Source organism: Kitasatospora sp. NPDC059146, assembly GCF_042786665.1.
Taxonomy (GTDB): Bacteria; Actinomycetota; Actinomycetes; order Streptomycetales; family Streptomycetaceae; genus Kitasatospora.
This window is the reverse complement of sequence record NZ_JBHZCY010000102.1, coordinates 1-24,339: the sequence shown is the minus strand read 5'-3', so window position 1 is coordinate 24,339 and position 24,339 is coordinate 1. Positions and strand designations below refer to the sequence as shown.

Below are 24,339 nucleotides of genomic sequence, written 5' to 3'. Positions count from 1 at the left end.
TCGGACCGCGGCCGAACCCGTCGGCCGAGCCCCTCAGCCGAACCGGCGCCGGTAGACCTGCCGGGAGCCGCCCTCCGGCCCGGGGGCCGCGGCCGCGGCCGGGGTGAAGCCCAGCCGCTCGTAGAACACCCGGGCACCGCTGGCCACCGCCCCGGGGTGGTCCGGGCCGAAGGTGACCACCTCGACGGTGCCCGGGGCGCGGACGTGGCGGCGCAGCGCGTCCTCGACCAGCGCCCGGCCGACGCCGGTGCCCCGGGCGCGGTCGGCGACCACCAGCCAGTGCAGATGGTGCGGCCCGTCCTGCGCGGGGCCGAACAGCAGGCCGCCGAGCAGGCCCCCGGTGGACTCGGCGACGGTCGCGGTGCCCCGGGCGACGGCCTTCTCCACCGCGCGGCGGAAGCCGGGCTCGGCCACCATCGGGCCGAACCAGTGCTCGACCTCGGCGGCGAGCGCCAGGAAGCCGGGCAGGTCCGCCGGGACCGCCGGGCGCACGGGGTGGACGGGACGCACGGGGTGGTCCGGGCGTACCGGGTCCGCGGCCCCGGTCATCCGGACGGTCGGGACGGCCAGCGCGGGTCCACCACCGCGAGCGGGTCCTTGCCGCGGCGCAGCCAGGACTGGAGGCCCTCGGCCCAGTCCCGGTACCAGTCGATCTGGCGCCGGTGCAGTTCGGCCGGGGCCACCTCCCCCACCTCGGCCGGGTAGCGCCCGGCCAGTGCGACGGCGACCCGGACGGCGGCCAGCGCGTCGCTGCCCGCCTCGTGGGCGTCCGTCAGCTCCACCCCGTACACCTCGCAGACCCGTTGGAGGGTGCGCGAGCCCTTGCGGTACTTGTCGACCGCCCGGTCGATGACCAGCGCGTCCAGCACCGGCCCGACCGGGGCGCCGAGGCGCTCGGCGAGCGTGGGCAGCCCGTGGCGGCGCAACTCGGCGTCGAGCAGGGACAGGTCGAACGGGGCGTTGAAGGCCACCACGGGCCGCCCGTCCGCGATCCGCGCGCAGAGCGCCGCGGCTATCTCCTCGACCGCCTCCTTGGCCTGCCGCCCCCTGCTGCGCGCCAGGGTGTCGCCGATGCCGTGGATCGCCTCCGCCTCGGCGGGGATCGGCACCCCGGGGTCGAGCAGCCAGTTGGCGGCATCCACCCGGACGGCGCCGACGGTGTCCACGAGGGCGGCCGTGACGATGCGGTCCACGGCCGGGTCGGTGCCCGTGGTCTCCAGGTCGAAGCCGACCAGTGGCTGCTGCCACCAGCTCATCAGGTGTGTCCTTCCGTCCTCCGGCGAAACAGCCCCTATCATCACCCGCCCCACCGACAACCCGGCCGTCAGGGCGGCCGGTCCGGGGGTGGCCGGGGGACTTCCGGGGGGCTTCCGGGGGCGCTGCGGGGTGCCGGCCGGCCGGCTGCGGGGGTCGGCGGAAGGTCCAACTCCGCTTGCCCGGAGCCCGGTTGGCCGGTCGACCGGGCCGGAGGTGAGGAGGTCGCGGGACGCCACGACCGCTCGGCCCCGGCGCGCGCAGGTGCGCACCGGGGCCGAGCGGCCGAGCGGCCGAGCGGCCGAGACGGATGACGACCGGTGGGTCGCCGGCCGGACGGCCTACCGGGCCGCCGCCCGGCCCGCGAGGGCGACCCGCGCGGACAGCGTGCTGGCGGCCACGGCGAGCGCCAGGCAGAGCACCGCGCCGCCGGCCAGCGGCAGCCAGGGCAGCCGCAGGGCGACGCTCGCCTGCCCGGCCAGGACGCGGTGGTTGAGCAGGGCCGTGGTGCCGTACTGGGTGAGCGCGGTGACGGCGAGGGCGAGGACGGCGGCGGTGGCCACCACCAGGGCGGCCTCCAGGGCGACCATCCCCAGCACCTGGCGGCGCACCGTCCCGGCCAGCCGCAGCACGGTGAAGTCGCGGCGGCGGTCGGCGGCGCTCATCACCATGGTGTTGACGATGGCGATCAGCGCGTAGAGCAGGGCGGGGCCGAGGATGGTGGTGGTGGCGATCCAGGCGTAGTGGGCGTTCGGGTCGGGGCCGGGGTCGCGGGCGTCGGTGAGGACGCCGCCGAGCCGGTCGGCGGGTTCGGCGCTGAGGTGGACGGCGCCGGGGCGGGCGCCGTCGAGGTGGCCGGTGACGGCGTCGCCGCTGAGCAGGAACTCGTCCAGGCCGAGCTGGGTGCGGTAGACGAGGACGAGCCGCAGGCCGGTGACGGTGCCGTCGGCGAGGCGCAGGTTGACCTGGTCGCCGACCTTCCAGCCGTGGCCGCGGGCCTGGTCGGTGGAGGCGGCGAGGGTGGCGCCGTGCAGGTCGGCGGCGGTGCCGTCGACGGCGGGCAGGGTCCAGGCGGTGGCGAGGTCGCCGTCGACGACGGTGGCGGCGGAGGGCGCGCTGGCGGGCGAGTCCTCGCCGTGGTCGTCGAAGGCGGGCCGGTCGGCGCCGAGGCCGGTGACCACGGTGGAGGTGGTGGCGGTGGCGTGCAGGTCGGGCCGGCCGGCGGTGAGCCGGTGGGCGGCGTCGGCGGGCAGCGGGGCGGCGCCGGGGCGCAGCACGTAGCGGGCGGCGGCGGTGGCCCCGGCCTGGGCGGTCATGGCGTCGGCGAAGGCGGCGGTGGAGCCGACGGCGGTGCCGGCGAGCGCGATGGTGAGGAAGGCCGGGGTGGCGGTGGAGACGGTGCGGCGCACGGCGGTGAGCGCGTTCTGCCGCGCGAGCAGCGGGGCGGCGGCGGTGAGCCGGGCGAGCGGGGCGCTGAGCAGTCGGACCAGCAGGGGCACGACGACGGGCGCGAACAGGGCGAGGGTGGTGATGGTGGCCAGGTCGGCGCCCATCACCCACTGGGAGGCGAGCTGCGGGTCGTCCGGCTGGTCGCCGGGGGCGGGCGGCAGCGACGCCGCCGACAGGTAGTAGGAGACGACGCCGACCAGGCCGAGCAGTCCGAGGACGGCGAAGGCCCAGCGCGCCCCGGTCATCACCGTGCGGTCGGCGGCGGCGTCGCCGAGCGCCTCGACGGCGCGCACCCGCCCGGCGCGGACGGCGGCGGTGACGGCGCCGAGCAGCGCGACCGCCAGGCCGACGGCGGCGGCCAGCAGCATCGGGCCGGCGGCGGGCCGGGCGGTGAAGCCCTCGGGGGCGGCGCCGCGGGCGACCAGCCATGAGGCGAGGGCGGGGGCGCCGGGCAGCGCGAGCAGGCAGCCGCTGACGGCGGAGGCGAGGGCGACGACGACGGCCTCGCCGGTGATCAGTTGGACGATCTGGCGGGGCGTGGCGCCGACGGCGCGCAGCATCGCGATCTCCTGGCGGCGCTGGGCGACGGCGAAGGCGAAGGTGCCGGCGACCACGAAGACGGCGACGAAGGCGGCCATCGCGGAGGTGAACTGGAGCACCTTGTGCAGCGAGGGCGCGCCGAGCGGGGAGTCGTCCCCGGCGGTTTCGTTGAGGAGGCTGCCGGTGGTGGCGACCAGGGTGACGCCGAGGGTGAGGGCGACGTAGGAGCCGGCGAAGGCGGCCTTGCGGCGGCGCAGGCTCGCGGCGGCGACGGGCAGCAGGGTCCCGAGCGAGGTCATGCCGGCGTCCCCGCCGTCTCCAGGGCGGTCATCCGCTCGGCGACCTGCTGGGCGGTCGGGCGGGGCAGGTCGTCGACGATCCGGCCGTCGGCGAGGAAGAGCACCCGGTCGGCGTGGGCGGCGGCGACCGGGTCGTGGGTGACCATGACGGTGCTCTGGCCCTCGCGGTCGACCAGGTCGCGCAGCAGGGCGAGCACGTCGCGGCTGCTGGAGCTGTCGAGGGCGCCGGTGGGTTCGTCGGCGAACAGCATCCGGGGCTTGGTGATCAGGGCGCGGGCGATGGCGACGCGCTGCTGCTGGCCGCCGGAGAGCTGGGAGGGCAGGTGGCCGGCCCGCTCGCCGAGGCCGACCTGGGCGAGCGCGCGGTGGACCTCGGCCCGGTCGGGGCGGCGCCCGGCCAGGCGCAGCGGCAGGCCGACGTTCTGTTCGGCGGTGAGCGAGCCGACCAGGTTGAACGCCTGGAAGACGAAGCCGAGCCGCTGTCGGCGCAGGACGGTCAGCTGGGTCTCGGTCAGCCCGGCGAGGTCGGTGCCGTCCAGCACGACCCGGCCGCGGTCGGGTCGGTCGAGGCCGGCGCTGCACTGCAGCAGGGTGCTCTTGCCGGAGCCGGAGGGCCCCATGACGGCGGTGAACGTGCCGCGGTCGAAGCCGACGTCCACCCCCCTGAGTGCCCGGACGGCCTCCGGGCCGGTGCCGTAGGTGCGGTGTACGTCTTCGAGGCGCAGTACGGCCCCGTCATCCCCCGTGATCTTCACGGGGGCTACACCTACCACGGCCACGACCGCCCTGACCAGGGGTGATGGGGGAATCGTTACGCCCCGCCGAGGGCTCCGGCCAGCCGCCGGGCGCCGGACGCCGTCGGGGTCAGCGGGCCGGCTCCCGGTGCATGGTGACGTCGACCGGGTCCTCCTCGACGACCGTGAAGCCGTGCCGTTCGTACAGCCGCCGGGCGGCGCTGCCCTGGAGGACGGTCAGGCGCACGGGCTCGCCGGCGGCGTCGGCCTCGGCGAGGAGGTGGCGCAGGACGGCGGTGCCGAGGCCGCGGCCCTGGAGGTGGGGGGCCAGGTAGAAGAGCTCCAGCTCGCGCCCGCCGCGCCCGTCGGGGCGGATCGTGACGGAGCCCGCGAAGGCGCCTTCGACCAGCAGCACCGAGGTGTGCCGGGTGGAGAAGGACTTCCGCACCCGCTCCCGGGAGCGGTTCGGGTCCCAGCGCCCGAGGCGTTCCAGGTCGGCGCGCATGACCCGGGCCTTGAGCTCGACGACGGGTTCGAGGTCCTCGGGCCCGGCGGGCTCCAGGGTCCAGACGGGGAGGCTGTTCACGGCGCGCAGTGTCACACCCGGACGGCACCGCCGACCAGCGAATATCTCAGGACACGTTCCGGGCGTCCGCCCAGACCCCCTCGAACTCCTCGCGGTAGACCTCCAGCAGCCCCGGCTCGGTGCCGCCGGGCTGCTGGCCGGCGCCGCCGCGCAGGATCAGTGCCGGGGACTCCATGCCGCGCGAGCGGCGCAGGTAGGGCTGGATGACGCCGAGGTCGCGGCCGGCCCGGCGGCCGGCCACCGGGCCGGTGGGGCGGGGGCCCTCGACCAGGTAGGCGGTGAAGCGCGGGGTCTCGTCGAAGACCCTGATCTCGAAGCCGCCCTGGTCCCGCAGCCGGGCCCGGACCCGCCGCACGTGCATGATGTTCATCTCGATGGAGCGGGACAACTCGCCGCGGGAGAGGCCGAGTTCGCGTTCGCGGCGGCGGGTGGCGCTGCTCGCCGGGTTGAGGAACAGCAGCCGTACCCGGCAGCCTTCGCCGGCGAGGCGGACCAGGCGCTTGCCGGTGTAGTTCTGGCAGAGCATGCCGAGGCCGATGCCGAGCGCGTCCAGCCGCCGGGCGCCGTCGAGCAGGTCCTCGACCGGGAGGTCGCGCTGCAGCCGGACCCGGTCGGCGTGCACGGCGACGACGTCGGCGTAGCGTCCGGCGACCAGGGACTCGACCACGTCGGCGGGCACCCCGCCCGCGCCGCCGTCGAGGACGGCGAGCAGCCGGGCGGCGGCGCGCTCGGTCTGGGCCAGCACGGTCTGGGTGAGCACCCGGTTGCGGGAGACCACGTGCCGGGCCACTTCCAGTTCGTCCAGGGCGAGTTCGATCTCGCGCCGGTCGGCGAGGTAGGGCTCGAAGCAGGGCCAGTGCTGGACCATCAGCTCGCGCAGCTGGGGCAGGGTGAGGAAGACCAGCGGGTCGTCGTCGGCCGGGTCGAGGAGGTAGCCCTTGCGGCGGCTGACCTCGCGCACGGCGCCGGCCCGGTGGGCCCACTCCTCGCCGGCCGGGCCGGCCGCGGCGGTGACCCAGTCCTCGCCGTGGGCGGGGGCGTAGATGGGGTGCAGCACCTCGTCGACCAGGGAGCGCAGCCGCTGTTCGACCAGGTTGAGCCAGACGTAGGCGCGGCCGGAGAGCCGGACCCGCTGGTAGGAGTCCTCCCACTCGGCGGCCGACCAGGCGAGCGCGGGGACCTCGACCGGGCCGCCCTGGGCGGGGACGAGGGCGCGGCCGGTCATGGTGGGCCGCATGACCACCGTGGGCGCCTCGCTGCGGACGCCGCCCCGGTCGGGGCCGTCGGGCCCGGAGCCGCGGCCGCCAGCAGGGAACACCATGCGCCACCTCATCTGCGGCTGACCCCCGCGGACGCGGGGGCCGTTGACGGACCGTTGACAAGCACCGGTCGGCCGGAGCGGCCGGACGATCAAGGGTACTGCCCGCCGCGAGCCGCCCGCAGCCGGATCGGCCAGGGGCCCTCCGGCGCCCCTCCCGCACCGGTGGCAACAGTTTTCACACGAATGCCCGCCGGACACCCGTTCGGAGCAACCCCGGCGGTACCTCCCGGCCGCCGGGGAAGGGCTCGGGGAGTATCTCGGGGAGTGTGCGGGCTGTGCCGTGCGTCACGGACCCCAGGGCCGCACATGCCCGGCCGCCCGGCCGGGAAGAGAGCGTCCAGGCCGGCCGCCCGGCCGGACCGCGTGTCGGACTACAGATCAGTTTCCGTATGCCACAAGGAAGTTGAGGACTCATGCAGGTCTGGCCCGGTAAGCCCTACCCCCTCGGCGCCACCTACGACGGGGCCGGCACCAACTTCGCGGTGTTCTCGGAGAGTGCCGACCGGATCGAGCTGTGCCTGATCGACGAGGACGGCTCGGAGACCGCCGTCGAACTGCGCGAGACGGACGCCTTCGTCCGGCACGCCTACCTCCCGGGCGTCCAGCCCGGCCAGCGCTACGGCTTCCGGGTGCACGGCCCGTACAACCCGGGCCTGGGCCAGCGGCACAACAGCGCCAAACTGCTCCTGGACCCGTACGCCAAGGCGATGAGCGGCCACATCGACTGGGACGAGTCCGTCTACGGCTACCACTTCGGCGCGCCCGAGCGCCGCAACGACCTCGACTCCGCCCCGCACACCATGCACTCGGTGGTCATCAACCCGTACTTCGACTGGGGCACCGACCACCCGCCGCGCACCGACTACCACCGCACCGTCATCTACGAGGCCCACGTCAAGGGCCTCACCCGGCTGCACCCCGGCATCCCCGAGGAGATCCGCGGCAGCTACGCGGGCCTGGCCCACCCGGCGGTGATCGAGCACCTGGCCAAGCTGGGCGTCACCGCGATCGAGCTGATGCCGGTCCACCAGTTCGTCCGCGACCACCGGCTGCGCGACCTCGGGCTGGCCAACTACTGGGGCTACAACACCGTCGGCTTCTTCGCCCCGCACTCCTCGTACTCCTCCACCGGCGACAGAGGCCAGCAGGTGCAGGAGTTCAAGTCGATGGTCAAGGCGCTGCACGCGGCCGGGATCGAGGTGATCCTGGACGTCGTCTACAACCACACCGCCGAGGGCAACCACCTCGGGCCGACGCTGTCGCTGCGCGGCCTGGACAACGTCTCCTACTACCGCCTCGCCCGGGACCAGCGCTTCTACGAGGACACCACCGGCACCGGCAACAGCCTGCTGATGCGCAGCCCGCACGTGCTCCAGCTGATCATGGACTCGCTGCGCTACTGGGTCACCGAGATGCACGTGGACGGCTTCCGCTTCGACCTCGCCGCCACCCTGGCCCGGCAGTTCCACGAGGTCGACCGGCTGTCCTCGTTCTTCGACCTGGTGCAGCAGGACCCGGTGGTCTCCCAGGCCAAGCTGATCGCCGAACCCTGGGACCTCGGCGAGGGCGGCTACCAGGTCGGCAACTTCCCGCCGCTGTGGACGGAGTGGAACGGCATGTACCGGGACACCGTGCGCGACCTGTGGCGCGGCGAGAACGCCGCCCTGGCCGAGTTCGGCTCCCGGCTCACCGGCTCCTCCGACCTCTACCAGGACGACGGCCGCCGCCCGATCGCCTCCATCAACTTCGTCACCTGCCACGACGGCTTCACCCTGCGCGACCTGGTCTCCTACAACGACAAGCACAACGAGGCCAACGGCGAGGACAACCGGGACGGCGAGTCCTTCAACCGCTCCTGGAACTGCGGCACCGAGGGCCCCAGCACCGACCCGGCCGTGGAGGAGCTGCGGGCGCGCCAGCAGCGCAACTTCATCGCCACCCTGATGCTCTCCCAGGGCACCCCGATGCTCTCCCACGGTGACGAGCTCGGCCGCACCCAGGAGGGCAACAACAACGCCTACTGCCAGGACAACGAGCTCGCCTGGGTGCACTGGCCCGAGGGCGACGGCCCGGCCGCCCGGCTGCTGGAGTTCACCCAAGGGATGATCTGGCTGCGCCGCGACCACCCGGTGTTCCGGCGGCGCCGGTTCTTCCACGGACGGCCGGTCCCCGGGCGGCACGGCTCGGTCGCCCCCGCCCCGGACGGCTACGACGACCTCACCGACATCGCCTGGTTCACCCCCGCCGGGGAGGAGATGACCAAGCGCAACTGGGGCGCCAGCTACGCCAAGTCGCTCACCGTCTTCCTCAACGGCTACGCCATCTCGGAACCGGACCGGCGCGGCGGGCGGATCGTCGACGACTCCTTCCTGCTGATGTTCAACGCCCACTTCGAGCCGCTGGAGTTCACCGTCCCCGCCGACCACGGGCAGGAGTGGCAGGTCGTGGTCGACACCGCGCAGCCCCGGCTGCCCGCCCCCGGGACCGGGGCCCGGGTCAAGGCCGGGGACGCCCTATGGCTCACCGACCGCTCGCTGATGGTGCTGCAACGACCGGCCTAGCGACCGCGCAGGGGCCGTGCACGGGCCGTGCAAGGGCCGTGCAAGGGCCCGCCGGGCGCTCATAGGGATCTTGCGCTCACCTGTTCGGGTCAGCAGCGGGTCTTGGCGGCGGGCCCGGCCGGGTACCTATGGAGCTATGACCTCCGCCGCCGAGCCCGCGCAGCCCCGCCCGGCCGCTACCCCTCCCACCCCCGCCCCCACCGCCTCGTACCGCCTCCAGCTCCAGCCCGGCTTCACCCTCCGCGACGCCACCGCCGCCGTCCCCTACCTGGCCGCCCTCGGCGTCTCCCACCTGCACCTCTCCCCGCTGCTGGAGGCCTCCCCGGGCTCCACCCACGGCTACGACACCGTCGACCACACCCGGATCAGCGAACAGCTCGGCGGGGAGGGCGCGCTGCGCGCCCTGGCCGCCGAGGCCCACCGGCACGGCCTGCGGCTGCTCGCCGACGTGGTGCCCAACCACATGGCCGTGCCCGTCCCCGAGCGGCTCAACGAACCGCTCCGGCAGGTGCTCCGGGACGGACCCGACTCGCCGTACGCCCGCTGGTTCGACATCGACTGGACCGCCCAGCCCGGCCCCGCCGACGCCCCGGAGCGCGGCCGGGTGCTGCTGCCGCTGCTCGGCGACCGGCTCGGCGCCGTCCTCGACCAGCTGGTGGTCGACGGCGGGGTGCTGCGCTACCACCGGCACGAGCTGCCGCTGCGCCCCGGCACCGAACGGCTCCCGCTCCCGGAACTGCTGGCCCGGCAGTGGTACCGGCTCGCCTGGTGGCGGCTGGCCCGCACCGAGCTCAACTACCGGCGCTTCTTCACCGTCAACGAGCTGATCGCCGTCCGGGCCGAGGACCCGGAGGTCTTCGCCGCCACCCACGCCGTGCTGCTGCGGCTGCACGCCGAGGGCGTCCTGGACGGCTTCCGGATCGACCACCCCGACGGCCTCGCCGACCCGCGCGGCTACCTGCGCCGCCTGGCCGACGCCACCGGCGGCGCCTACGTCGTGGTCGAGAAGATCCTCACCGGCGAGGAGCGGCTGCCCGCGGACTGGCCGGTGGCCGGCACCACCGGCTACGACGCGCTGCGCCGCATCGACGGCGTGCTCACCGACCCCGTCGGCGCCCGCCGGCTCGCCGAGGCCTACGAGGCCTTCCTGCGCGGCGGGGCGGTCGCGGACGACGAACCGGTGGACTCCTCCGGCCGGGACCCCCACCCGGCGGTCGCCGCCGCCCGCCGCGGCCGGGCCGAGATGACCGGGCCCGGCGGCGAGCTGACCGCCGAGGTCGAGCGGCTGGTCCGGATCGCGCTGCGGATCGGCGCCGCCGAACCCGCCCACGCCGACCACGCGCCCTGGCAACTGCGCGCGGCGCTGCGCCGGCTGCTCACCGACTACCCGGTGTACCGGCCCTACGCCCGGCCCGGCGAGCCCGCCGACGACCCCGCGCTGCCGGTGGACGGCGCAGCCGACCCGACCGGGCACCTGGTCGCCGCCCTCGCCCTCGCCCGGCTGGGCCGCAGCGACGACAAGGACGAGTTCTGCGTGCGCTTCGCCCAGACCGCCGCCGCCGTGGCCGCCAAGGGCGTCGAGGACACCGCCTTCTACCGCTGGAACGCGCTGCCCGCCCTCAACGAGGTCGGCGGCGAGCCCGCCCGGCCCGGGCTGTCCCCGGCCGCCTTCCACGACTGGTGCCGCTACCTGGAACGCGACTGGCCGCACAGCATGACGGCGCTCTCCACCCACGACACCAAGCGCAGCGCCGACGCCCGGGCCCGCCTCGCCGTCCTCGCCGAGCAGCCGCAGGCCTGGGCCGCCGAGGCCGCCGCCTGGTCCGCCGCCGCCGAGCTCGCCGCCGGGCCCGCCGCCCCCGGGCTGGACCGGGACGCCGACTGGCTGCTCTGGCACACCCTGGTCGCCGCCTGGCCGATCACCCCGGACCGGCTGGTCGCCGCCCTGCTCAAGGCCGTCCGCGAGGCCAAGCTGCACACCTCCTGGACCAGCCCCGACGCCGGGTACGAGCGGGCCCTGGAGCAGCGGGCCCGCGCCGTCCTCGGCGACGCCGGGCTGCGCGCCCGGATCGAGGGCCGGGTGCGGGAGCTCGCCCCGTACGCCCGTGCCAACACCCTGGCCGCCGCCCTGCTGCACCTGACCGTCCCCGGCGTGCCGGACCTCTTCCAGGGCAGCGAGGAGCCGCTGTACACCCTGGTCGACCCGGACAACCGGGGCGTGGTGGACCTCGGCGCGCTCGCCGTACGGCTCACCGACGCGGCCGCCCCGCGCCCCGGCGACCTCGCCCGGGAGAAGCTGCACCTGACCGCCACCGCGCTGCACCTGCGCCGCTCCGGCCCGCTCGGCGCCTACCGGCCGCTGGCCGCCCCCGACCACCTGCTCGCCTTCGCCCGCGGCGACGACGTGGTCACCGCCGTCACCCGGCTGCCGTACGGGCTGGCGGCGGCGGGCGGCTGGCGCGACGCCGTCCTGGAGCTGCCGCCCGGCGGGCCCTGGACCGACGAGCTGTCGCTGCGCGGCTTCCCCGCCGGTCCGGTGCCGGTGGCGGACCTGCTGGCGACGTACCCGGTGGCGCTGCTGACGAGGAGGGGCCGATGATGTCGCGCTACGAGGTCTGGGCGCCGAACGCGACCCGCCGGGTCGACGTCGAAGTGGACGGCAGCGCCTATGAGTTGGCGCGCTGCCTGGAGCGGGACGGCTGGTGGAGCGGCGAGGCCCCGGCGGGCGACTACGCCTTCCGGCTCGACGGCGGCCCACCGCTGCCCGACCCGCGCTCGCCCCGCCAGCCGTACGGCCCCGACGGCCCCAGCCGGGCGGTCGACCACACCGCCTTCCGCTGGTCGCACACCGGCTGGCGCGGCCGCGCCCTGCCCGGCGCGGTGCTCTACGAGCTGCACGTCGGCACCTTCACCGCCCGCGGCACCTTCGAAGCGGCCGCCGAACAGCTCGACCACCTGGTCGAGTTGGGCGTGGACCTCGTCGAACTGATGCCGGTCTGCCCGTTCCCCGGCAAGCACGGCTGGGGCTACGACGGCGTCGCGCCCTGGGCCGTGCACGAGCCCTACGGCGGCCCGGAGGGGCTCAAGCGCTTCGTGGACGCCGCGCACCGCAAGGGCCTCGGGGTGGTGCTCGACGTGGTGCACAACCACCTCGGCCCGTCCGGCAACCACCTCCCCGCGTACGGCCCGTACTTCACCGACCGGCACCACACCCCGTGGGGCTCGGCGGTCAACCTGGACGCGCCCGGCTCGGACGAGGTGCGCGCCTACCTGGTCGGCAGCGCGCTCGCCTGGCTGCGCGACTACCGGATCGACGGCCTGCGACTGGACGCGGTGCACGCCCTCGTCGACGACCGGGCCGTCCACTTCCTGGAGGAACTCTCCCGGGAGGTCGAGAAGTTGGCGGCCTCGTCCAACCGTCCACTGTTCCTGATCGCCGAATCCGACCTCAACACCCCGCGCACCACCGCCGCCCGCGAGGCCGGCGGCCAGGGCCTCACCGCCCAGTGGAACGACGACTTCCACCACGCCCTGCACTGCGCGCTCACCGGCGAATCCCAGGGCTACTACGCGGACTTCGCGGCCGCGCCGCTCACCGCCCTGGCCAAGACGCTGCGCCACGGCTTCTTCCACGACGGCACCTGGTCCTCCTTCCGGGGGCGCGGCCACGGCCGCCCGTTCGGGGCCGATGCGGCGGGCCACCGGCTGCTCGGCTACCTCCAGACCCACGACCAGGTCGGCAACCGGGCGCTCGGCGACCGGATCTCCACCTCGCTCACCCCCGGCCGACTGGCCTGCGGCGCCGCGCTGGTGCTCACCGCGCCGTTCACCCCGATGCTGTTCATGGGCGAGGAGTGGGGCGCCGCCACCCCCTGGCAGTACTTCACCGACCACACCGACCCGGCTCTGGCGGAGGCCGTCCGGCAGGGCCGGCGACGGGAGTTCGCCGAGCACGGCTGGGCCGCCGAGGCCGTCCCGGACCCGCAGGAGCCGGCCACCGTGCTGCGGTCGGTGCTCGACTGGACCGAGCCCCGGCGCGCCCCGCACGCCGAACTCCTCGACTGGCACCGGACGTTGATCCGGCTGCGGCGCGAGCGGCCGGAGCTGGCCGAACCGGACCTCGGCGCGGTGCGGGTCGACGTCGACGAGGCGGCGGGCCGGCTGGTGCTGCACCGGGGGCCGTACCGGATCGCGGTCAACCTTGGCCCGGCCGAGGCCCTGCTGCCGCTGGGCGGCACCGGGCGGGAGGTGGTGGCGGCCTTCGGGGCGGCCCTGCTGGAGGACTCGGGGGTGCGGCTTGCGGCGGACGCGGTGGCGGTCGTGCGGACCGGCTGACTCACCAGAGGAAGGTGCCGATCCGGTCCCGGAGCGAGGCGGCGTCCAGGCCGTAGGCGGCCAGGTGCTCCGGGATCGACCCGTACTGCCGGTGCTCCTCGCGCGGCACGCCCAGGGCCAGCACCCGGTGCGGGCGGTCGCCCAGCGCCGCGTGCGCCTCGTTGGCCGAGGTGCCCGCCAGGTACGGCTCCACCAGCACCGCGTCCGCCTTGTCGCCCAGCGCGGCGCGCAGTCCGGCGGCGTCGAAGGGGCGCACCGTCGCCGCGTACAGCACGGTGACGTCCAGGCCCTCGGTGGCCGCGAGCACCGCGTCCAGCATCGGGCCGACGGCCAGCACCACGCCGCGGCCGCCGGTGCGGACGGTGGTGAAGCGGCCGGGCTCGACGGCGACCGGCTCGGCGTTCTGGTGCGCGGAGAGCCGGACGTACACGTTGCGGTCACCGTCCGCGTAGGCGTCGCGCAGCAGCTGCTCGGCCTCGTCCGGGTGGCCGGGGACGTGCACCGTCCAGTCCGGCAGGGTGTCCAGCAGGGCGACGTCGCCCGGGGACATGTGGGTACGGCCGCCGGCCGGCCAGTCGTAGGAGCCGGCCGCGCTCACCAGCACCGCGCCGACGCCCTGGTGCACCAGGTCCAACTTGACCTGCTCCCAGGGTCGTTCGATCAGGAAGCTGGCGAAGGTGTGGGCGACCGGGCGCATCCCGGTCAGCGCCAGTCCGCCGGCCGCGCCGATCAGCAGCTGCTCGCGGATGCCGACGTTGACCACCCGGTCGGGGTGGCGCCGCTGGGCCGGCTCGAAGGCGGCGGCGGTGATGTCGGCGAGCACCACGGCCAGTCGGGGGTCCTCGTCCAGCAGTCGGGTGGTGACGTCGACGAAGCGGTCGCGCATGGTGTCCATCGGTGAAGTGCCTTTCGCTGCGCTCTGGTCGGTGCGCTCGGGGGTTCTAGCGGTCGGGGGTCCGGCGGCCCGGTCAGGAGTCCTTGGGCTCGACCCGGGCGACCACCGCGTGCGGGCGCCCCGGGTGCTCGGCGGTGTACGCCCGGTACAGCGCCTCGTGGTCGCGGCCGTCGACGGTCGCGGTGGACCACCCCTCGGCGGCGAAGCGCCGGGCGATGCCGCCCTGCCAGCCGTGGGTGGCCGAGGAGTTGTCGATCACCACCACGTGGAGCCGGTCCAGGCCGTACGCGCCGGCGAAGGCCACCGCCTCGTGGTTGGAGCCCTCGTCGAACTCGGCGTCGCCGACCAGCACCCACACCGCCGGGTCCGCCAGCCCCTGGGCCCGCAGCCCGAGCGCGGTGCCCACGCCCAGCGGCAGGCCGTGGCCGAGCGAGCCGGAGCCGATCTCCACGCCGCGCAGCAGGGTGCGGTCCGGGTGGTGGCCGAGCGGCGAGTCGTAGCCGCCGAAGCTCGGCAGCACGGCCGGGTCGACGAAGCCCTTGGCCGCGAGTACGGCGTAGTAGGCCATCGGGCCGTGGCCCTTGGAGAGCAGGAAGCGGTCACGGTCCTGGGCGTCGGCGGTGTCCGGGGAGACCCGCAGCACCCGGTCGTACAGCACCCACAGGGCGTCCAGGGTGGAGGTGGCGGCGGGGCCGTGCTTCTCGTCGCCGGTCATCAGGGCCATCAGGCCCGGCAGGTCCGCGAAACGGGCCCGGGCTGCGGTTTCCGTGCTGGTCGTCGTCGTCATGCGTCGATCGTGCAACTTAAAGCGAACTTGAGGTCAAGCCGCTACAGTGAGTGCCCATGACCGCGATACCCGGCAGCGCCCGCACCGCTGCCCCGCGCACCGCCGCCCCGCGCCCCGGCGACCTGCTCACCATCGGCCAGCTGGTCGCCCGCAGCGGGCTGGCCCACTCCGCGCTGCGCTACTACGAGAGCCTCGGCCTGATCCACGCCACCCGCACCGCCGGCGGCCAGCGCCGCTACCCGCGCGGCACCCTGCGCCGGGTCGCCTTCGTCCGGGCCGCCCAGCGGGTCGGCCTCTCCCTGGACGAGGCCAGGGTCGCCCTCGACCGGCTGCCCGAACGCCCCGCCCCCAGCGGCACCGAGTGGGACGTCGTCGCCGAGTCCTGGCGGGGCCGGATCGACGAACAGATCGCCGAACTCGAACGGCTCAAGGCCAAGCTCACCGGCTGCATCGGCTGCGGCTGCCTCTCGCTCACCCGCTGCGCCCTGTACAACGCCGACGACCGCGCCGCCGAGGCCGGCCCCGGCGCCCGCTACCTGCTCACCCGCGACCCGGACAGCGGACCGGAGCCCACCCCGCCGGGCCTCCCGGACGGCTGCGGCCCCCGGGAGCGGCGTGCAGCGGGCCCTGGGTGCTGAAAAGCCTTTGCCGACGGGCCGTTGGTGTGCCTACAGTGCGGGCATGCTGCCCCTGGTGGAGACGGACGAGCAGGGGGACGCGGTCCTCGCCGACGAAGCGGTGATGCGCCCGGGAGCCGAGGCGCTGTGCGCGCGACTGGGCGTCCGCGGGGCGGTGCTGGAGCGCTTCGCGGAGGGCTCCGTCCCGGTCTACGCGGTGGGCACCGAGCACGTGCTCAAGCTGTTCCCGGCACCCTCCGCCCGGGAGGCACTGGCCGAGGAGCGCGTCCTGGCCTTCCTGGAGGGCAGGCTCCCCGTCCCCACCCCCGCACTCCGGGCGGCCGGCGAGTACGTCAACGGCTGGCGCTACGTCCTGATGTCCCGCCTGCACGGCGAGGGCCTGGCCCCCGCCTGGCCGCGCATCCCGCAGGGCGCACGCGAGCGGATCGCCCGTGACTGCGGCGAGGCGCTCGCCGCCCTGCACGCCCTGGACGCGGAGCCGCTCGCCGACGCCCTCCCGCCCGGCGCCCTCCCGCCCGGCGACTGGCCGGCCTTCCTGGCCCGGCAGCGCGCGGGCGCCCTCGCCCGGCAGCGTGAACGCGGTCTGCCCGAGGCCTGGCTGGAGCAGATCCCGGACTTCCTCGCCACCGCCCCGCTCCCGGCCACCCCGCAACGCGCCCTGCTGCACACCGAGTTCATGCGCGAGCACCTGATCACCGACCCGGCCGACGGCTGGCGGCTCACCGGCCTGATCGACTTCGAGCCCGCGATGGTCGGCGACCCGGCCTACGACCTGGTCGCCGTCGGCCTGTTCACCACCCGCGCCGACCCGCAGCTGCTCGGGCGGCTGCTCACCGCCTACGGCCGCCCCTTCGAGCCGCGCCTGCTGATGGCGTACACACTGCTGCACGTGTACAGCAACCTGCCGTGGTACCTGCGGGAGTTGAAGCCATCGGCGCGGACGCTGGACGACCTCGCCGAGGAGTGGTTCGGGACCGCCTAAGGGCGGGGGTCCGTGCGCAGCAGGCCGTAGTAGACCATGTCGCGCCACTCCCCGGCCCGGAAGACCATCGACCGGTGGACACCCTCGCGGGTGAAGCCCAGCTTCTCCAGGACGCGCTGCTCGGCGAGGTTGCCGATGTCGGTGTCCGCCTCCACCCGTACCGCCGTGGTGTGCGCGAACAGGTAGTCCACCAGCAGACGGTGGGCCTGGGTGCCGATGCCCCGCCCCCGCGCCTGCGGCATCAGCTGCGCGCCGATGCTCCAGTACGGGTTGTTCGGCCGCGCGGCCTTGCGGGTGGCGGCGACGAAGCCGAGGAACTCACCCTCGGTGGCGACGGCGAAGATCGACTGCTCCTCGCTCAGCAGCCCGTGCTCGGCCCAGCGGCGGCGGAAGCGCTCCGGGTCCGCCCAGCCGAACCACTGGAACTCGCCCAGCGCCTCGGGGTCGTTCAGCATCCCGCCCAGGGCGGTGAGGTCGGCTTCGGCTATCGGGCGGAGGAAGATCTTCTCTGGGTCCATGCCGCCACCAACGACGGAGATCGTTTGACCGTTCCTCAGGCCGGGGCGGGGGCGGGGGCCGGGACGGACCGGGCGAGCCGGAAGCCGACGTCGTCGATCCGCAGGGTCGGATGGCTGCGGCGGCGGACGGAGGCGCGGCAGCTCCAGTGCTCGTCGAACCAGCCGCCGCCGCGCAGCACGCGGTAACTGCCGTACACCTCGGGGTCGTAGAAGTCCCAGCACCACTCCCACACGTTGCCGAGCAGGTCGTACAGCCCGTAGGCGTTGGGCCGCAGCCCGCCGACCGGATGCGGGCGTTCGCCGGAGTTGCCGCGGTGCCAGGCGATCTCGTCCAGCGGGCCGTAGCGCGGCCCGTCGGTTCCGGCGCGGCAGGCGTGCTCCCATTCGGCCTCGGTGGGCAGCCGGTGGCCGTCGGCGGTGCGGTCCCAGACGACGTCCTCGCCGTCGATCCGATAGGCGGGTGCGCGGCCCTCGCGCCGGGACAGCTCGTTGCAGTAGCGGACGGCGTCGAGCCAGGAGACGCTGTGCGCGGGGCGGCGGTCGCCGGTGAGACCCTCGTACTCCTCGCGGGTGACCGGACAGGGCGCCAGCTCGAAGGGGGCCACCTCGACGCTCCAACTCCGCTGGGTGCGGCGGTCGGAGAGCGTCACGCGGCCGGGCGGAACGGCGATCGGTCCGGTACGGGGCTCCATGATCGCCGATCCTACGGCCCCGCCCTTGCCGCCCCGGCCGCCCGGCTCGGGCCCTTCGACCCGACTCAGCCCTTCGACCCGACTGCGCCCAGCAGGTCGATCGCCCCGCGCTCGGCCAGTTCCTCCGCGTGCGCGGGCAGCGGGGTGCCCGCGTGCAGGTGTGTCCGGACGACGGCGAGCGGCAGGCCGACGACCGCGAGGGTGACCCGGTCGAGGTCCAGCGGCGTCACGGCGCCGAGCCGCTCGGCGAGCCCCTCCACCGCCTCCCGCACCCGCCGCCCGGCCTGCCGTTCGCGCCGCAGCTGCTCCTGCGGCCACTCGGCCCGGCCGAAGGCCTCCGCGCCGTGCAGCAGGACGACGGCCCCCTCCCGGTGCGCCCGGCTCCAGGCGACGACCTGCCGGGCGGCCGCGCCGGCGACGAGCCGCGGCTCGGCCTGCCCGGCGAGGACCGGCAGGTAGGTGTCGTGGAACTCCCCGAGCGTGCGCAACCACAACTCGGCCAGCAGGGCGGAGCGTTGGGGGAAGCGGTGGTAGACGGAGCCGTTGGGCGCACCGCTCTCGCGGGCCACGGCGGACATGGTGACGGCGGCCGGTCCGCCGACGGCCGCGAGGCGCACGGCGGCGTCGAGGAGGGTGGCTTCGTCATGGCGGGGTGGCCTGGGCATGCAATGGAGAGTACTCTCCAATTCAATTGGAGGGACCCATCCAAAACCAGGAGGACCCGCTGTGGCCGTACTCAACATCCACGAACGCACCATCCCGGCACCGGAGTCGACGGTCGGCGCACTCCTCGACGGCCTCGCCGGCCCGGACGACCGGCTCTGGCCCGGCCCCGACTGGCCCCCGCTGGAGCTCGACGGCCCGCTCGCGGTCGGCGCCGCCGGCGGGCACGGGCCGGTCCGCTACCGGGTCGTCGGCTACCAGCCGGGCCGGTGGGTGCGGTTCCGGTTCAGCGGGCCGCGCGGCTTCGACGGGTTCCACGAGTTCACCGTCCAGCCCGCGAACGGCGGCTCCCTGCTGCGCCACACCATCGCGATGCGCCTGCACGGCCCGAGCCGGCTGACCTGGCCGCTGGCCTTCCGCTGGCTGCACGACGCCCTGCTGGAGGACTCCCTCGACCGGGCCGTCCGCGCCTGCGGCGCCGCCGTGGACTCCCCGGCACGATGGAGCGCCCCCGTACGACTGCTGCGCCGACTGGCCCACCGCTGACCACGGCACGCCCTCTGGCGTCCGCAGCTGACGCGCCGCCAGGATGGTTCCCTGCCAACGGGATCAGCGGACGAGAGGCGGCGACGGCCATGGCGGTCATGACGGTCAGCACAGTGGTGGAGGCCCCGGCCGAGCGGGTCTGGGACCTGATCGGGGACTTCCACGCCCTCGGCGAGTGGCACCCCCACCTGCCGACGAGCCGGCTCGGCAACGCGCTGACGGGCAACGCGATCGGCGCGGTCCGGGTCTTCGAGTTCGACGGCGTCGTCCTGAACGAGATGCTGGTCGCCTACGACGGCGAGGCCCGGGCCTACACCTACAGCTTCCCCGACGGCACCTTCCACTTCGACCGCTACCGCGCCACCCTGCGGGTCACCCCGGTGACCGAGCTGGACACCAGCTTCGTGGAGTGGAGCGTCACGTACGACATCGAGGCGGAGCACCGCAAGGAGTCCACCGAGCGCGTGCACGGCGTCTTCACCGCCGGACTGGCCGCCCTGCGGGAGCGCTTCGCGGGCTGAGCCGGACGGCGGGCGGGCGGCGGGCGGGCGGTGCACGGCGCACGAGAAGTCGACCTGGTCGACTTCTCGTGCGCAGGCCCCCACCCTAGGCCTGCGGTGCGCCCTCACCCGTCGCGGTCAGGCGGCGCCGAGCCGCGGCGAGGAGTTCGGCGGACAGGCCCGGATCGTCGCTCGCCCGGGCGAGCATCAGCGCGCCGACCATCGTCGACAGGTCGGCGAGCGCCGCCTCGCGCCCGGCCGCGTCGGGCAGCTGCTGGAAGCCGTCGACCAGGTCGCGCAGCCCGGCCGTGAAGGCGGTGCGCAGCGGGGCGCCGGGTTCGGCCCGGGCCGCGTCGGCGGCCAGCGCGGCGGCGGCGCAGCCCTGGCCGGGGTGGTCGCGGTGGAGGGCGGAGAGGTAGCGGGCGAGGAACTCGGCGCGGGGGGTGCGCCGCTCGTCCGAGGGGTCGTCGTCCGCACCAGGGTCCGCCAGCGCGTCCATGGCCTCGCGGCGTTCGGCGAAGGCGGCGGTGAGGGCCTGGGCGACGAGGTCGTCCTTGGACGAGAAGTGCCGGTAGAAGCCGCCGTGGGTGAGTCCGGCCGCGGCCATCGCCTGGGGGACGCTAACCTGCTCGGAGCCCTTCTCCCGGATCAGCCTGGCGGTGTGGTCGATGACCTCCTGACGGTGGCGTTCGGCCTCGGCGCGTGAGACGCGGGGCATGTCCGCGCTCCCTTCGTCGTCCTGTGGTGGTGTCCCGGCAGCCCCCGGCGGTGCTCCCGGTGGCGGTCCCACTCTCCCATCCGGGCCCCCCTTGCCCATTTTAGATGATAGCCATAATCTAAAACCAGTGGGGAGCCCCGGCGACGGGGCACCACCCTTCCGAGAGCGAGGAACACGCACATGACCGTGATCGAAGGCTCCACCGCCCTGGTCACCGGAGGCCTCCGCGGCCTCGGCCGGGCGTTCGTCGGAGAACTGCTGGCCCGCGGCGCGACGAAGGTCTACGCCACCGCCCGGACACCCGTCCCCAGCGAGGACGGCCGGGTGGAGGTCCTCGCCCTGGACGTCACCGACGACGCCTCGGTGGCCGCCCTCGCCGAGCGGGCCCAGGACGTCGACATCGTCTTCAACAACGCCGGCGTCCTGCACCCCGGCGCCCTGCTGACCGCCGACCTGCGGCACGTCCAGGACACCTTCGACACCAACGTCCTGGGCCCGCTGCGGATCGCCCGCGCCTTCGCGCCCGTGCTGGCAGCCCGGGGCGGCGGGGCACTCGTCGACATCCACTCCGCACTGTCCTGGGGCGCGGGCGCGGGCGCGTACGGGGCCTCCAAGGCGGCCCTGTGGTCGCTCACCAACTCCCTGCGCCTGGAGCTCGCCGCCCAGCACACCCAGGTCGTCGGCGTGCACCTGGGCTTCGCCGACACCGAGATGGTGGCAGCTCTGCCCGTCGACAAGCTCCCGGCCGACGAGGTGGCCCGCATCGTGCTGGACGGCATCGAGCGCGGTGACCGCGAGGTGCTCGTCGACGACGTCTCCCGGTCGTTCAAGGCCGCACTCGCCGGGCCGGTGGAGGGCCTGACCGTCCCCTTCCGCCGCTGAGCCGCCGCACCCCTGCACCGCTGAGGAGAACACCCATGCCCCTGTGGCACGTCTACCACCCCCGCGGCACCTACAGCCCCGAGCAGAAGCAGCGGATGGCCGCCGACATCACCGGCATCTACACCCGCTTCGGGCTGCCGAAGTTCTACGTGATGACGCTGTTCCACGAGATCGGCGCCGACGACTTCCACGTCGGCGACCAGCCCACCCAGGACGCGGTACGGATCGTGGTCGAGCACATCGCCCGCCACACCGAGGACCCCGACCTGCGCAAGCGCACCCGGGAGGCGCTCGCCGCCGTCCTCGCGCCCCACACCACCGATCGCGGCCTGTACTGCGAGTTCCACGTCGACGAGACGCCCCGCGACCTGTGGATGATGGACGGGATCTCCCCGCCCCCGTCCAACAGCGTGGCCGAACAGCTGTGGGTCCGGGAGAACCGCCCGGTGCCGTACTGACAGGCCTTAGGAAGTGCCGCCCGGCACCTGCCCGGTGCCGGGCGGCCAGGTGTGACCGGCCTCGTGCAGCTTCGCCGGCGCCAAGTAGTCATTGCCCAGCATCACCTGGGCCAGCCGGGCCGCCGCCGAGACGACGTCGGGCCAGCCGGGGGCATCCAGGAAGTCCTCGTCGGGGGCCTGGGCTCCGACCGCGTCCTGCACCAGGCCGTACGCGGCGCCGAGCCGGGCCACCAGCGCGACCTCCTCCTCGGTGCGCAGGCTCAGGCCGAGATGGCGCTCGGGTTCGTCCGCGTCGCAGAAGTCGTCGAAGAGCACGTGCACGATGTGGTCGAGGTTCTCGAACTGCCTACGGTCGAGCCACACTTCCCGCTGCCAGGTCGGGCTGGCCAGGGAGACGACGGCGGGCACGACGTGCAGCCGGAAATGGGGGAAGGCGATTCCGTGATCGATCACGGGCCGACGGTACCCACGTAGCGCCCGACCGGGCAGTCATTGAAGAGCGCTGCCCGCTAAAGGACCAGAACGAACCAGTCGGCCACCGAGACCGCTGCGGCGAGCCCGCCGAGGGCGACCGCCGCCCGGCCGTGCTCCAGCCCCCGTGCCCGCTGGAAGGCGGCGATCAGCACGCTGATCGCCGCTACCGGCATGAGCAGGAACGCCAGGAACCAGGCCCAGCCGCCCAGCGCGAGCGCGACCAGGAGGCCGATGATCAGCAGCGGCACCCACACGGCGGCCACCGTGAACCCGGCCGCCGCGCACGCGACCCGGAACCGGTCCTGGCGCCGGTAGAAGACCGGCACGGCACAGACGGCGCCGCTCAGCAGCCCGACGGCGGAGAGGAAGAGCCGCAGACCGGCCCCGCACGTCGGCGCGATGAGCACCAACGGCACCAGGGGCACCGCACTTGCCACCCCGGCCAACCACCTCGCACTCGTGGGCACCACGGCCATGCCTCCACCCCTCCTTTGAACGCGTTCAAACGTAACACGCGAGAGGCTGGGCCGATCAGGAGGATTCGGCGCCCCCGATCGCCGCGAGCAACTGTCGGCGGACGGCAGCAGCGGCACCGGGCATCCGGCGGGCCAGCTCCACGTCGAGTCGCCGCCGTTCAGCCCGGAGGAGCCGGGCGACGGGGGCGCGGGAGCAGTGCTGGAACCAGAGGTCGCGGAGCCGGTCGATCACGCCGCCACCTCGCCCCACACGATCTTGCCGATCGGCCGGCGCGGGCAGCAGCCCCAGCGCTTGGCGAGGGAGTCGACGAGCTGGAGGCCTCGCCCGGTCTCGCCGTCGAGACCGGGCGAGGAGAGGGAGGGGACCCGGTCACCCCGGGCGTCGTGGACCTCGATACGGAGGCGGGTGGGGTCGACGTCGAGGGAGAAGTAGATGAGGTGGCCGATCGGGGTGCCGTGCAGGACGGCGTTGGTCACGAACTCGGTGGTGATGACGAGCCCGGAGTCGAGGAAGCGCTCGCCGTGCGGGGTGGAGGAGAGGAGAGCGGCGAGCAGCTGGCGGGCCATCGCGGGCGAGCGGCGGCTGCGCGGGAGCCAGATGGTGGAGGAGGTTCGAGACATGGCGAAGTCACCTTCCAGGCACATGACATGAGTGGAGAAGGCCGGGCGACCACGACGGCCGCCCGTAGGCGTCCAACACGAAGCGCCTCACGAGGGTGCGCTACAGCCTTACGCCATGCATGTCACGCACAGGCAGCACTTCGTCACGCACAGCATGGAGCATCGCCGCGAATGATCGCAAGGCAAGTCGATGAAATATGAAAACTTTCAGATCTGATGGCTAGGCGCGCCCTCTAGGCTGTTGCCGATGGTGGCGAACCGTCACCACTCGCATGCACACTGGTCCTTGAACGTCATGGAGGGGTTACGTAGATGGCAGTCGCAGTGCCAGCAGTGCGGTACCGACGCATCGCCGCCGAGCTGAGAAGGCTTCGCGAGTTGAAGAGCCTCTCCGCCGAAGAGGTCGCCGCCCAGGTCGACGGCATCAACCTGGTGAAGCTCAGCCGGTACGAGAACGCCCGGGTCCAGCTCAAGCCGGATGTCGTCCGCGCCCTGCTCGACTTCTACGAGTGCGACGAGGAGCTCAAGGAGGTCCTCGTCGAGATCCTCCGGGACAAACGCCGCCCGGGCTGGATGGCGGGCTACGAGCAACTGAACCCGCTCTACACGGACTTGATCCGGCTCGAAGAAACGGCTGTTGGCAACAAGTCGTACGAGTCTGCCTACATCCCCGGCCTCCTCCAGACGCGCCAGTACGCCCACGCCATCATCGCCAGCGGCGTGATAAACAAGCCCAGCGTCGAAGAGCGGGTGGAAGTCCGGATCAACCGGCAATCCGTCCTCACACGGTCCGAGAACCCACTGAAACTGTGGGCCGTGATCCACGAGGCAGCCCTGACCATGGGCGCCGCCCCAGGGGTCATGACAGACCAGTTGGACAAGCTGCTGCAGTTCAGTCAGCTCCCCAACATCAGAATTCAGATCATGCCGTCCATGGCTCCGCCGCACCCTGGCATGACCGGCTCGTTCGCACTCCTGGAGTTCCGGCAACGAGATCTCGACCTGGTTCTGCTCAGCGGCATGCTCAGCAGCGATTGGGTTGAAGACCCGGGCCAAGTCGATATCTATCGAGCGGCGTTCGACGAGATCATGGCAACCGCCCTGGACCTCGACCAGTCTCGTAGCCTCATCGCACAGAAGAGAGACATGCTCAAGTGACCCATTTCCCTGTCGCCTCCGCGCTCCCCATCCAGTGGAGGAAGGCAAGCGCCAGCAACCCCAACGACAACTGCGTCGAAGTAGCCGATGCCATCACGGACATCGTCCCGGTCCGCGACAGCAAGGACCCCCACGGCCCGGCGCTCGCCTTCTCCCCCGACGGGTGGCAGTCCTTCATCGCCGGCATCCGCTCCGACGACTTCCCCGCCACCCCCTGAATCACCCCGGGCGGCCCCGCGCACCGCGCGGGGC

Annotated in this window: 27 protein-coding genes; 11 read left to right on the top strand and 16 right to left on the bottom strand. The window is 74.2% G+C overall.

Annotation, left to right across the window (positions count from 1 at the left end; genetic code table 11):
* Positions 1-33 precede the first annotated feature (33 nt).
* The 6 genes from ACFXPX_RS32310 to ACFXPX_RS32285 all read right to left on the bottom strand — a co-directional run bounded on the left by ACFXPX_RS32310 (position 34) and on the right by ACFXPX_RS32285 (position 6,183).
* Positions 34-549, bottom strand: coding sequence for a GNAT family N-acetyltransferase (locus ACFXPX_RS32310; protein WP_380644265.1), 516 nt, complete (start codon positions 547-549; stop codon positions 34-36).
* A complete protein-coding gene (locus ACFXPX_RS32305) occupies positions 546-1,256 on the bottom strand; it encodes an exonuclease domain-containing protein (RefSeq protein ID WP_375890118.1) in 711 nt (236 codons plus the stop codon). The genes ACFXPX_RS32310 and ACFXPX_RS32305 overlap by 4 nt, the downstream gene beginning before the upstream one ends.
* A gap of 339 nt (positions 1,257-1,595) precedes the next feature.
* Positions 1,596-3,542, bottom strand: a complete 1,947-nt coding sequence (locus tag ACFXPX_RS32300; RefSeq protein ID WP_380644264.1) for an FtsX-like permease family protein — start codon at positions 3,540-3,542, stop codon at positions 1,596-1,598.
* On the bottom strand, positions 3,539-4,297 hold the full coding sequence (locus ACFXPX_RS32295) for an ABC transporter ATP-binding protein (protein WP_375890114.1): 759 nt from the start codon (positions 4,295-4,297) through the stop codon (positions 3,539-3,541). Before ACFXPX_RS32295 ends, ACFXPX_RS32300 begins: the two co-directional genes overlap by 4 nt.
* 109 nt (positions 4,298-4,406) lie before the next feature.
* Positions 4,407-4,862 carry a GNAT family N-acetyltransferase gene (locus ACFXPX_RS32290; RefSeq protein WP_380529327.1) on the bottom strand — a complete coding sequence of 152 codons (456 nt, stop codon included), beginning with the start codon at positions 4,860-4,862 and terminating at the stop codon, positions 4,407-4,409.
* Between the two features lie 46 nt (positions 4,863-4,908).
* Entirely contained in the window at positions 4,909-6,183 is a 1,275-nt protein-coding gene (locus ACFXPX_RS32285) for an SAV2148 family HEPN domain-containing protein (protein ID WP_375890110.1), read from the bottom strand.
* Positions 6,184-6,596: 413 nt separating this feature from the next.
* On the opposite strand from ACFXPX_RS32285, the gene glgX reads away from it, so the two are divergent.
* The 3 genes from glgX (at position 6,597) to treZ (ending at position 13,079) form a co-directional block, all read left to right on the top strand.
* Positions 6,597-8,744, top strand: a complete 2,148-nt coding sequence (gene glgX / locus ACFXPX_RS32280) for a glycogen debranching protein GlgX (protein ID WP_375890108.1) — start codon at positions 6,597-6,599, stop codon at positions 8,742-8,744.
* A 136-nt stretch (positions 8,745-8,880) separates the two neighbouring features.
* Complete coding sequence (gene treY, locus ACFXPX_RS32275; RefSeq protein ID WP_380644263.1) at positions 8,881-11,343, top strand: malto-oligosyltrehalose synthase; 2,463 nt, start codon at positions 8,881-8,883, stop codon at positions 11,341-11,343.
* A complete protein-coding gene (gene treZ / locus ACFXPX_RS32270; RefSeq protein ID WP_380644268.1) occupies positions 11,343-13,079 on the top strand; it encodes a malto-oligosyltrehalose trehalohydrolase in 1,737 nt (578 codons plus the stop codon). The genes treY and treZ overlap by 1 nt, the downstream gene beginning before the upstream one ends.
* Position 13,080: 1 nt before the next feature.
* Here the strand turns inward: treZ and ACFXPX_RS32265 are convergent, their stop codons facing one another.
* Together ACFXPX_RS32265 and ACFXPX_RS32260 are read right to left on the bottom strand one after the other, a co-directional pair.
* Positions 13,081-13,974, bottom strand: coding sequence for a transketolase family protein (locus ACFXPX_RS32265; RefSeq protein WP_380529332.1), 894 nt, complete (start codon positions 13,972-13,974; stop codon positions 13,081-13,083).
* A gap of 73 nt (positions 13,975-14,047) precedes the next feature.
* Positions 14,048-14,761 (bottom strand): thiamine pyrophosphate-dependent enzyme, encoded by a 714-nt coding sequence (locus ACFXPX_RS32260; RefSeq protein ID WP_380644262.1) that lies wholly within the window; start codon positions 14,759-14,761, stop codon positions 14,048-14,050.
* A gap of 56 nt (positions 14,762-14,817) precedes the next feature.
* On the opposite strand from ACFXPX_RS32260, the gene soxR reads away from it, so the two are divergent.
* Complete coding sequence (gene soxR, locus ACFXPX_RS32255; protein WP_375890103.1) at positions 14,818-15,399, top strand: redox-sensitive transcriptional activator SoxR; 582 nt, start codon at positions 14,818-14,820, stop codon at positions 15,397-15,399.
* Positions 15,400-15,442: 43 nt separating this feature from the next.
* Complete coding sequence (locus ACFXPX_RS32250; RefSeq protein WP_380644261.1) at positions 15,443-16,381, top strand: aminoglycoside phosphotransferase family protein; 939 nt, start codon at positions 15,443-15,445, stop codon at positions 16,379-16,381.
* Here the strand turns inward: ACFXPX_RS32250 and ACFXPX_RS32245 are convergent.
* The 3 genes from ACFXPX_RS32245 to ACFXPX_RS32235 all read right to left on the bottom strand — a co-directional run bounded on the left by ACFXPX_RS32245 (position 16,378) and on the right by ACFXPX_RS32235 (position 18,256).
* Entirely contained in the window at positions 16,378-16,899 is a 522-nt protein-coding gene (locus tag ACFXPX_RS32245; RefSeq protein WP_375890100.1) for a GNAT family N-acetyltransferase, read from the bottom strand. The genes ACFXPX_RS32250 and ACFXPX_RS32245 overlap by 4 nt on opposite strands.
* 35 nt (positions 16,900-16,934) lie before the next feature.
* Positions 16,935-17,591, bottom strand: coding sequence for a formylglycine-generating enzyme family protein (locus tag ACFXPX_RS32240; protein ID WP_380529338.1), 657 nt, complete (start codon positions 17,589-17,591; stop codon positions 16,935-16,937).
* 65 nt (positions 17,592-17,656) lie between these two features.
* Positions 17,657-18,256 (bottom strand): TetR/AcrR family transcriptional regulator, encoded by a 600-nt coding sequence (locus ACFXPX_RS32235; protein ID WP_380644260.1) that lies wholly within the window; start codon positions 18,254-18,256, stop codon positions 17,657-17,659.
* 61 nt (positions 18,257-18,317) lie between these two features.
* On the opposite strand from ACFXPX_RS32235, the gene ACFXPX_RS32230 reads away from it, so the two are divergent.
* Positions 18,318-18,800, top strand: a complete 483-nt coding sequence (locus tag ACFXPX_RS32230) for an SRPBCC family protein (RefSeq protein ID WP_375890095.1) — start codon at positions 18,318-18,320, stop codon at positions 18,798-18,800.
* A gap of 98 nt (positions 18,801-18,898) precedes the next feature.
* Positions 18,899-19,321 (top strand): SRPBCC family protein, encoded by a 423-nt coding sequence (locus ACFXPX_RS32225; protein ID WP_375890094.1) that lies wholly within the window; start codon positions 18,899-18,901, stop codon positions 19,319-19,321.
* An 85-nt stretch (positions 19,322-19,406) separates the two neighbouring features.
* On the opposite strand, the gene ACFXPX_RS32220 is transcribed toward ACFXPX_RS32225, so the two are convergent.
* Complete coding sequence (locus ACFXPX_RS32220; protein WP_380590875.1) at positions 19,407-20,018, bottom strand: TetR/AcrR family transcriptional regulator; 612 nt, start codon at positions 20,016-20,018, stop codon at positions 19,407-19,409.
* A 180-nt stretch (positions 20,019-20,198) separates the two neighbouring features.
* On the opposite strand from ACFXPX_RS32220, the gene ACFXPX_RS32215 reads away from it, so the two are divergent.
* Entirely contained in the window at positions 20,199-20,900 is a 702-nt protein-coding gene (locus tag ACFXPX_RS32215) for an SDR family oxidoreductase (protein WP_380528507.1), read from the top strand.
* A gap of 35 nt (positions 20,901-20,935) precedes the next feature.
* A complete protein-coding gene (locus ACFXPX_RS32210) occupies positions 20,936-21,358 on the top strand; it encodes a tautomerase family protein (protein WP_380644259.1) in 423 nt (140 codons plus the stop codon).
* A 6-nt stretch (positions 21,359-21,364) separates the two neighbouring features.
* Here the strand turns inward: ACFXPX_RS32210 and ACFXPX_RS32205 are convergent, their stop codons facing one another.
* The 4 genes from ACFXPX_RS32205 to ACFXPX_RS32190 are packed head-to-tail and all read right to left on the bottom strand — an operon-like array spanning position 21,365 to position 22,929.
* Positions 21,365-21,811 (bottom strand): hypothetical protein, encoded by a 447-nt coding sequence (locus ACFXPX_RS32205; protein ID WP_380644258.1) that lies wholly within the window; start codon positions 21,809-21,811, stop codon positions 21,365-21,367.
* Positions 21,812-21,867: 56 nt separating this feature from the next.
* Positions 21,868-22,308 carry a hypothetical protein gene (locus ACFXPX_RS32200; protein ID WP_380644257.1) on the bottom strand — a complete coding sequence of 147 codons (441 nt, stop codon included), beginning with the start codon at positions 22,306-22,308 and terminating at the stop codon, positions 21,868-21,870.
* A 55-nt stretch (positions 22,309-22,363) separates the two neighbouring features.
* Positions 22,364-22,540, bottom strand: coding sequence for a hypothetical protein (locus ACFXPX_RS32195; RefSeq protein WP_375890084.1), 177 nt, complete (start codon positions 22,538-22,540; stop codon positions 22,364-22,366).
* Complete coding sequence (locus ACFXPX_RS32190) at positions 22,537-22,929, bottom strand: ATP-binding protein (protein ID WP_380528499.1); 393 nt, start codon at positions 22,927-22,929, stop codon at positions 22,537-22,539. The genes ACFXPX_RS32195 and ACFXPX_RS32190 overlap by 4 nt, the downstream gene beginning before the upstream one ends.
* Positions 22,930-23,241: 312 nt before the next feature.
* On the opposite strand from ACFXPX_RS32190, the gene ACFXPX_RS32185 reads away from it, so the two are divergent.
* Complete coding sequence (locus ACFXPX_RS32185) at positions 23,242-24,087, top strand: helix-turn-helix domain-containing protein (protein WP_380528497.1); 846 nt, start codon at positions 23,242-23,244, stop codon at positions 24,085-24,087.
* The gene (locus ACFXPX_RS32180) at positions 24,084-24,305 is read left to right on the top strand and encodes a DUF397 domain-containing protein (protein WP_380528496.1); all 222 of its coding nucleotides are present in this window, start codon (positions 24,084-24,086) and stop codon (positions 24,303-24,305) included. Before ACFXPX_RS32185 ends, ACFXPX_RS32180 begins: the two co-directional genes overlap by 4 nt.
* Positions 24,306-24,339: the final 34 nt, after the last annotated feature.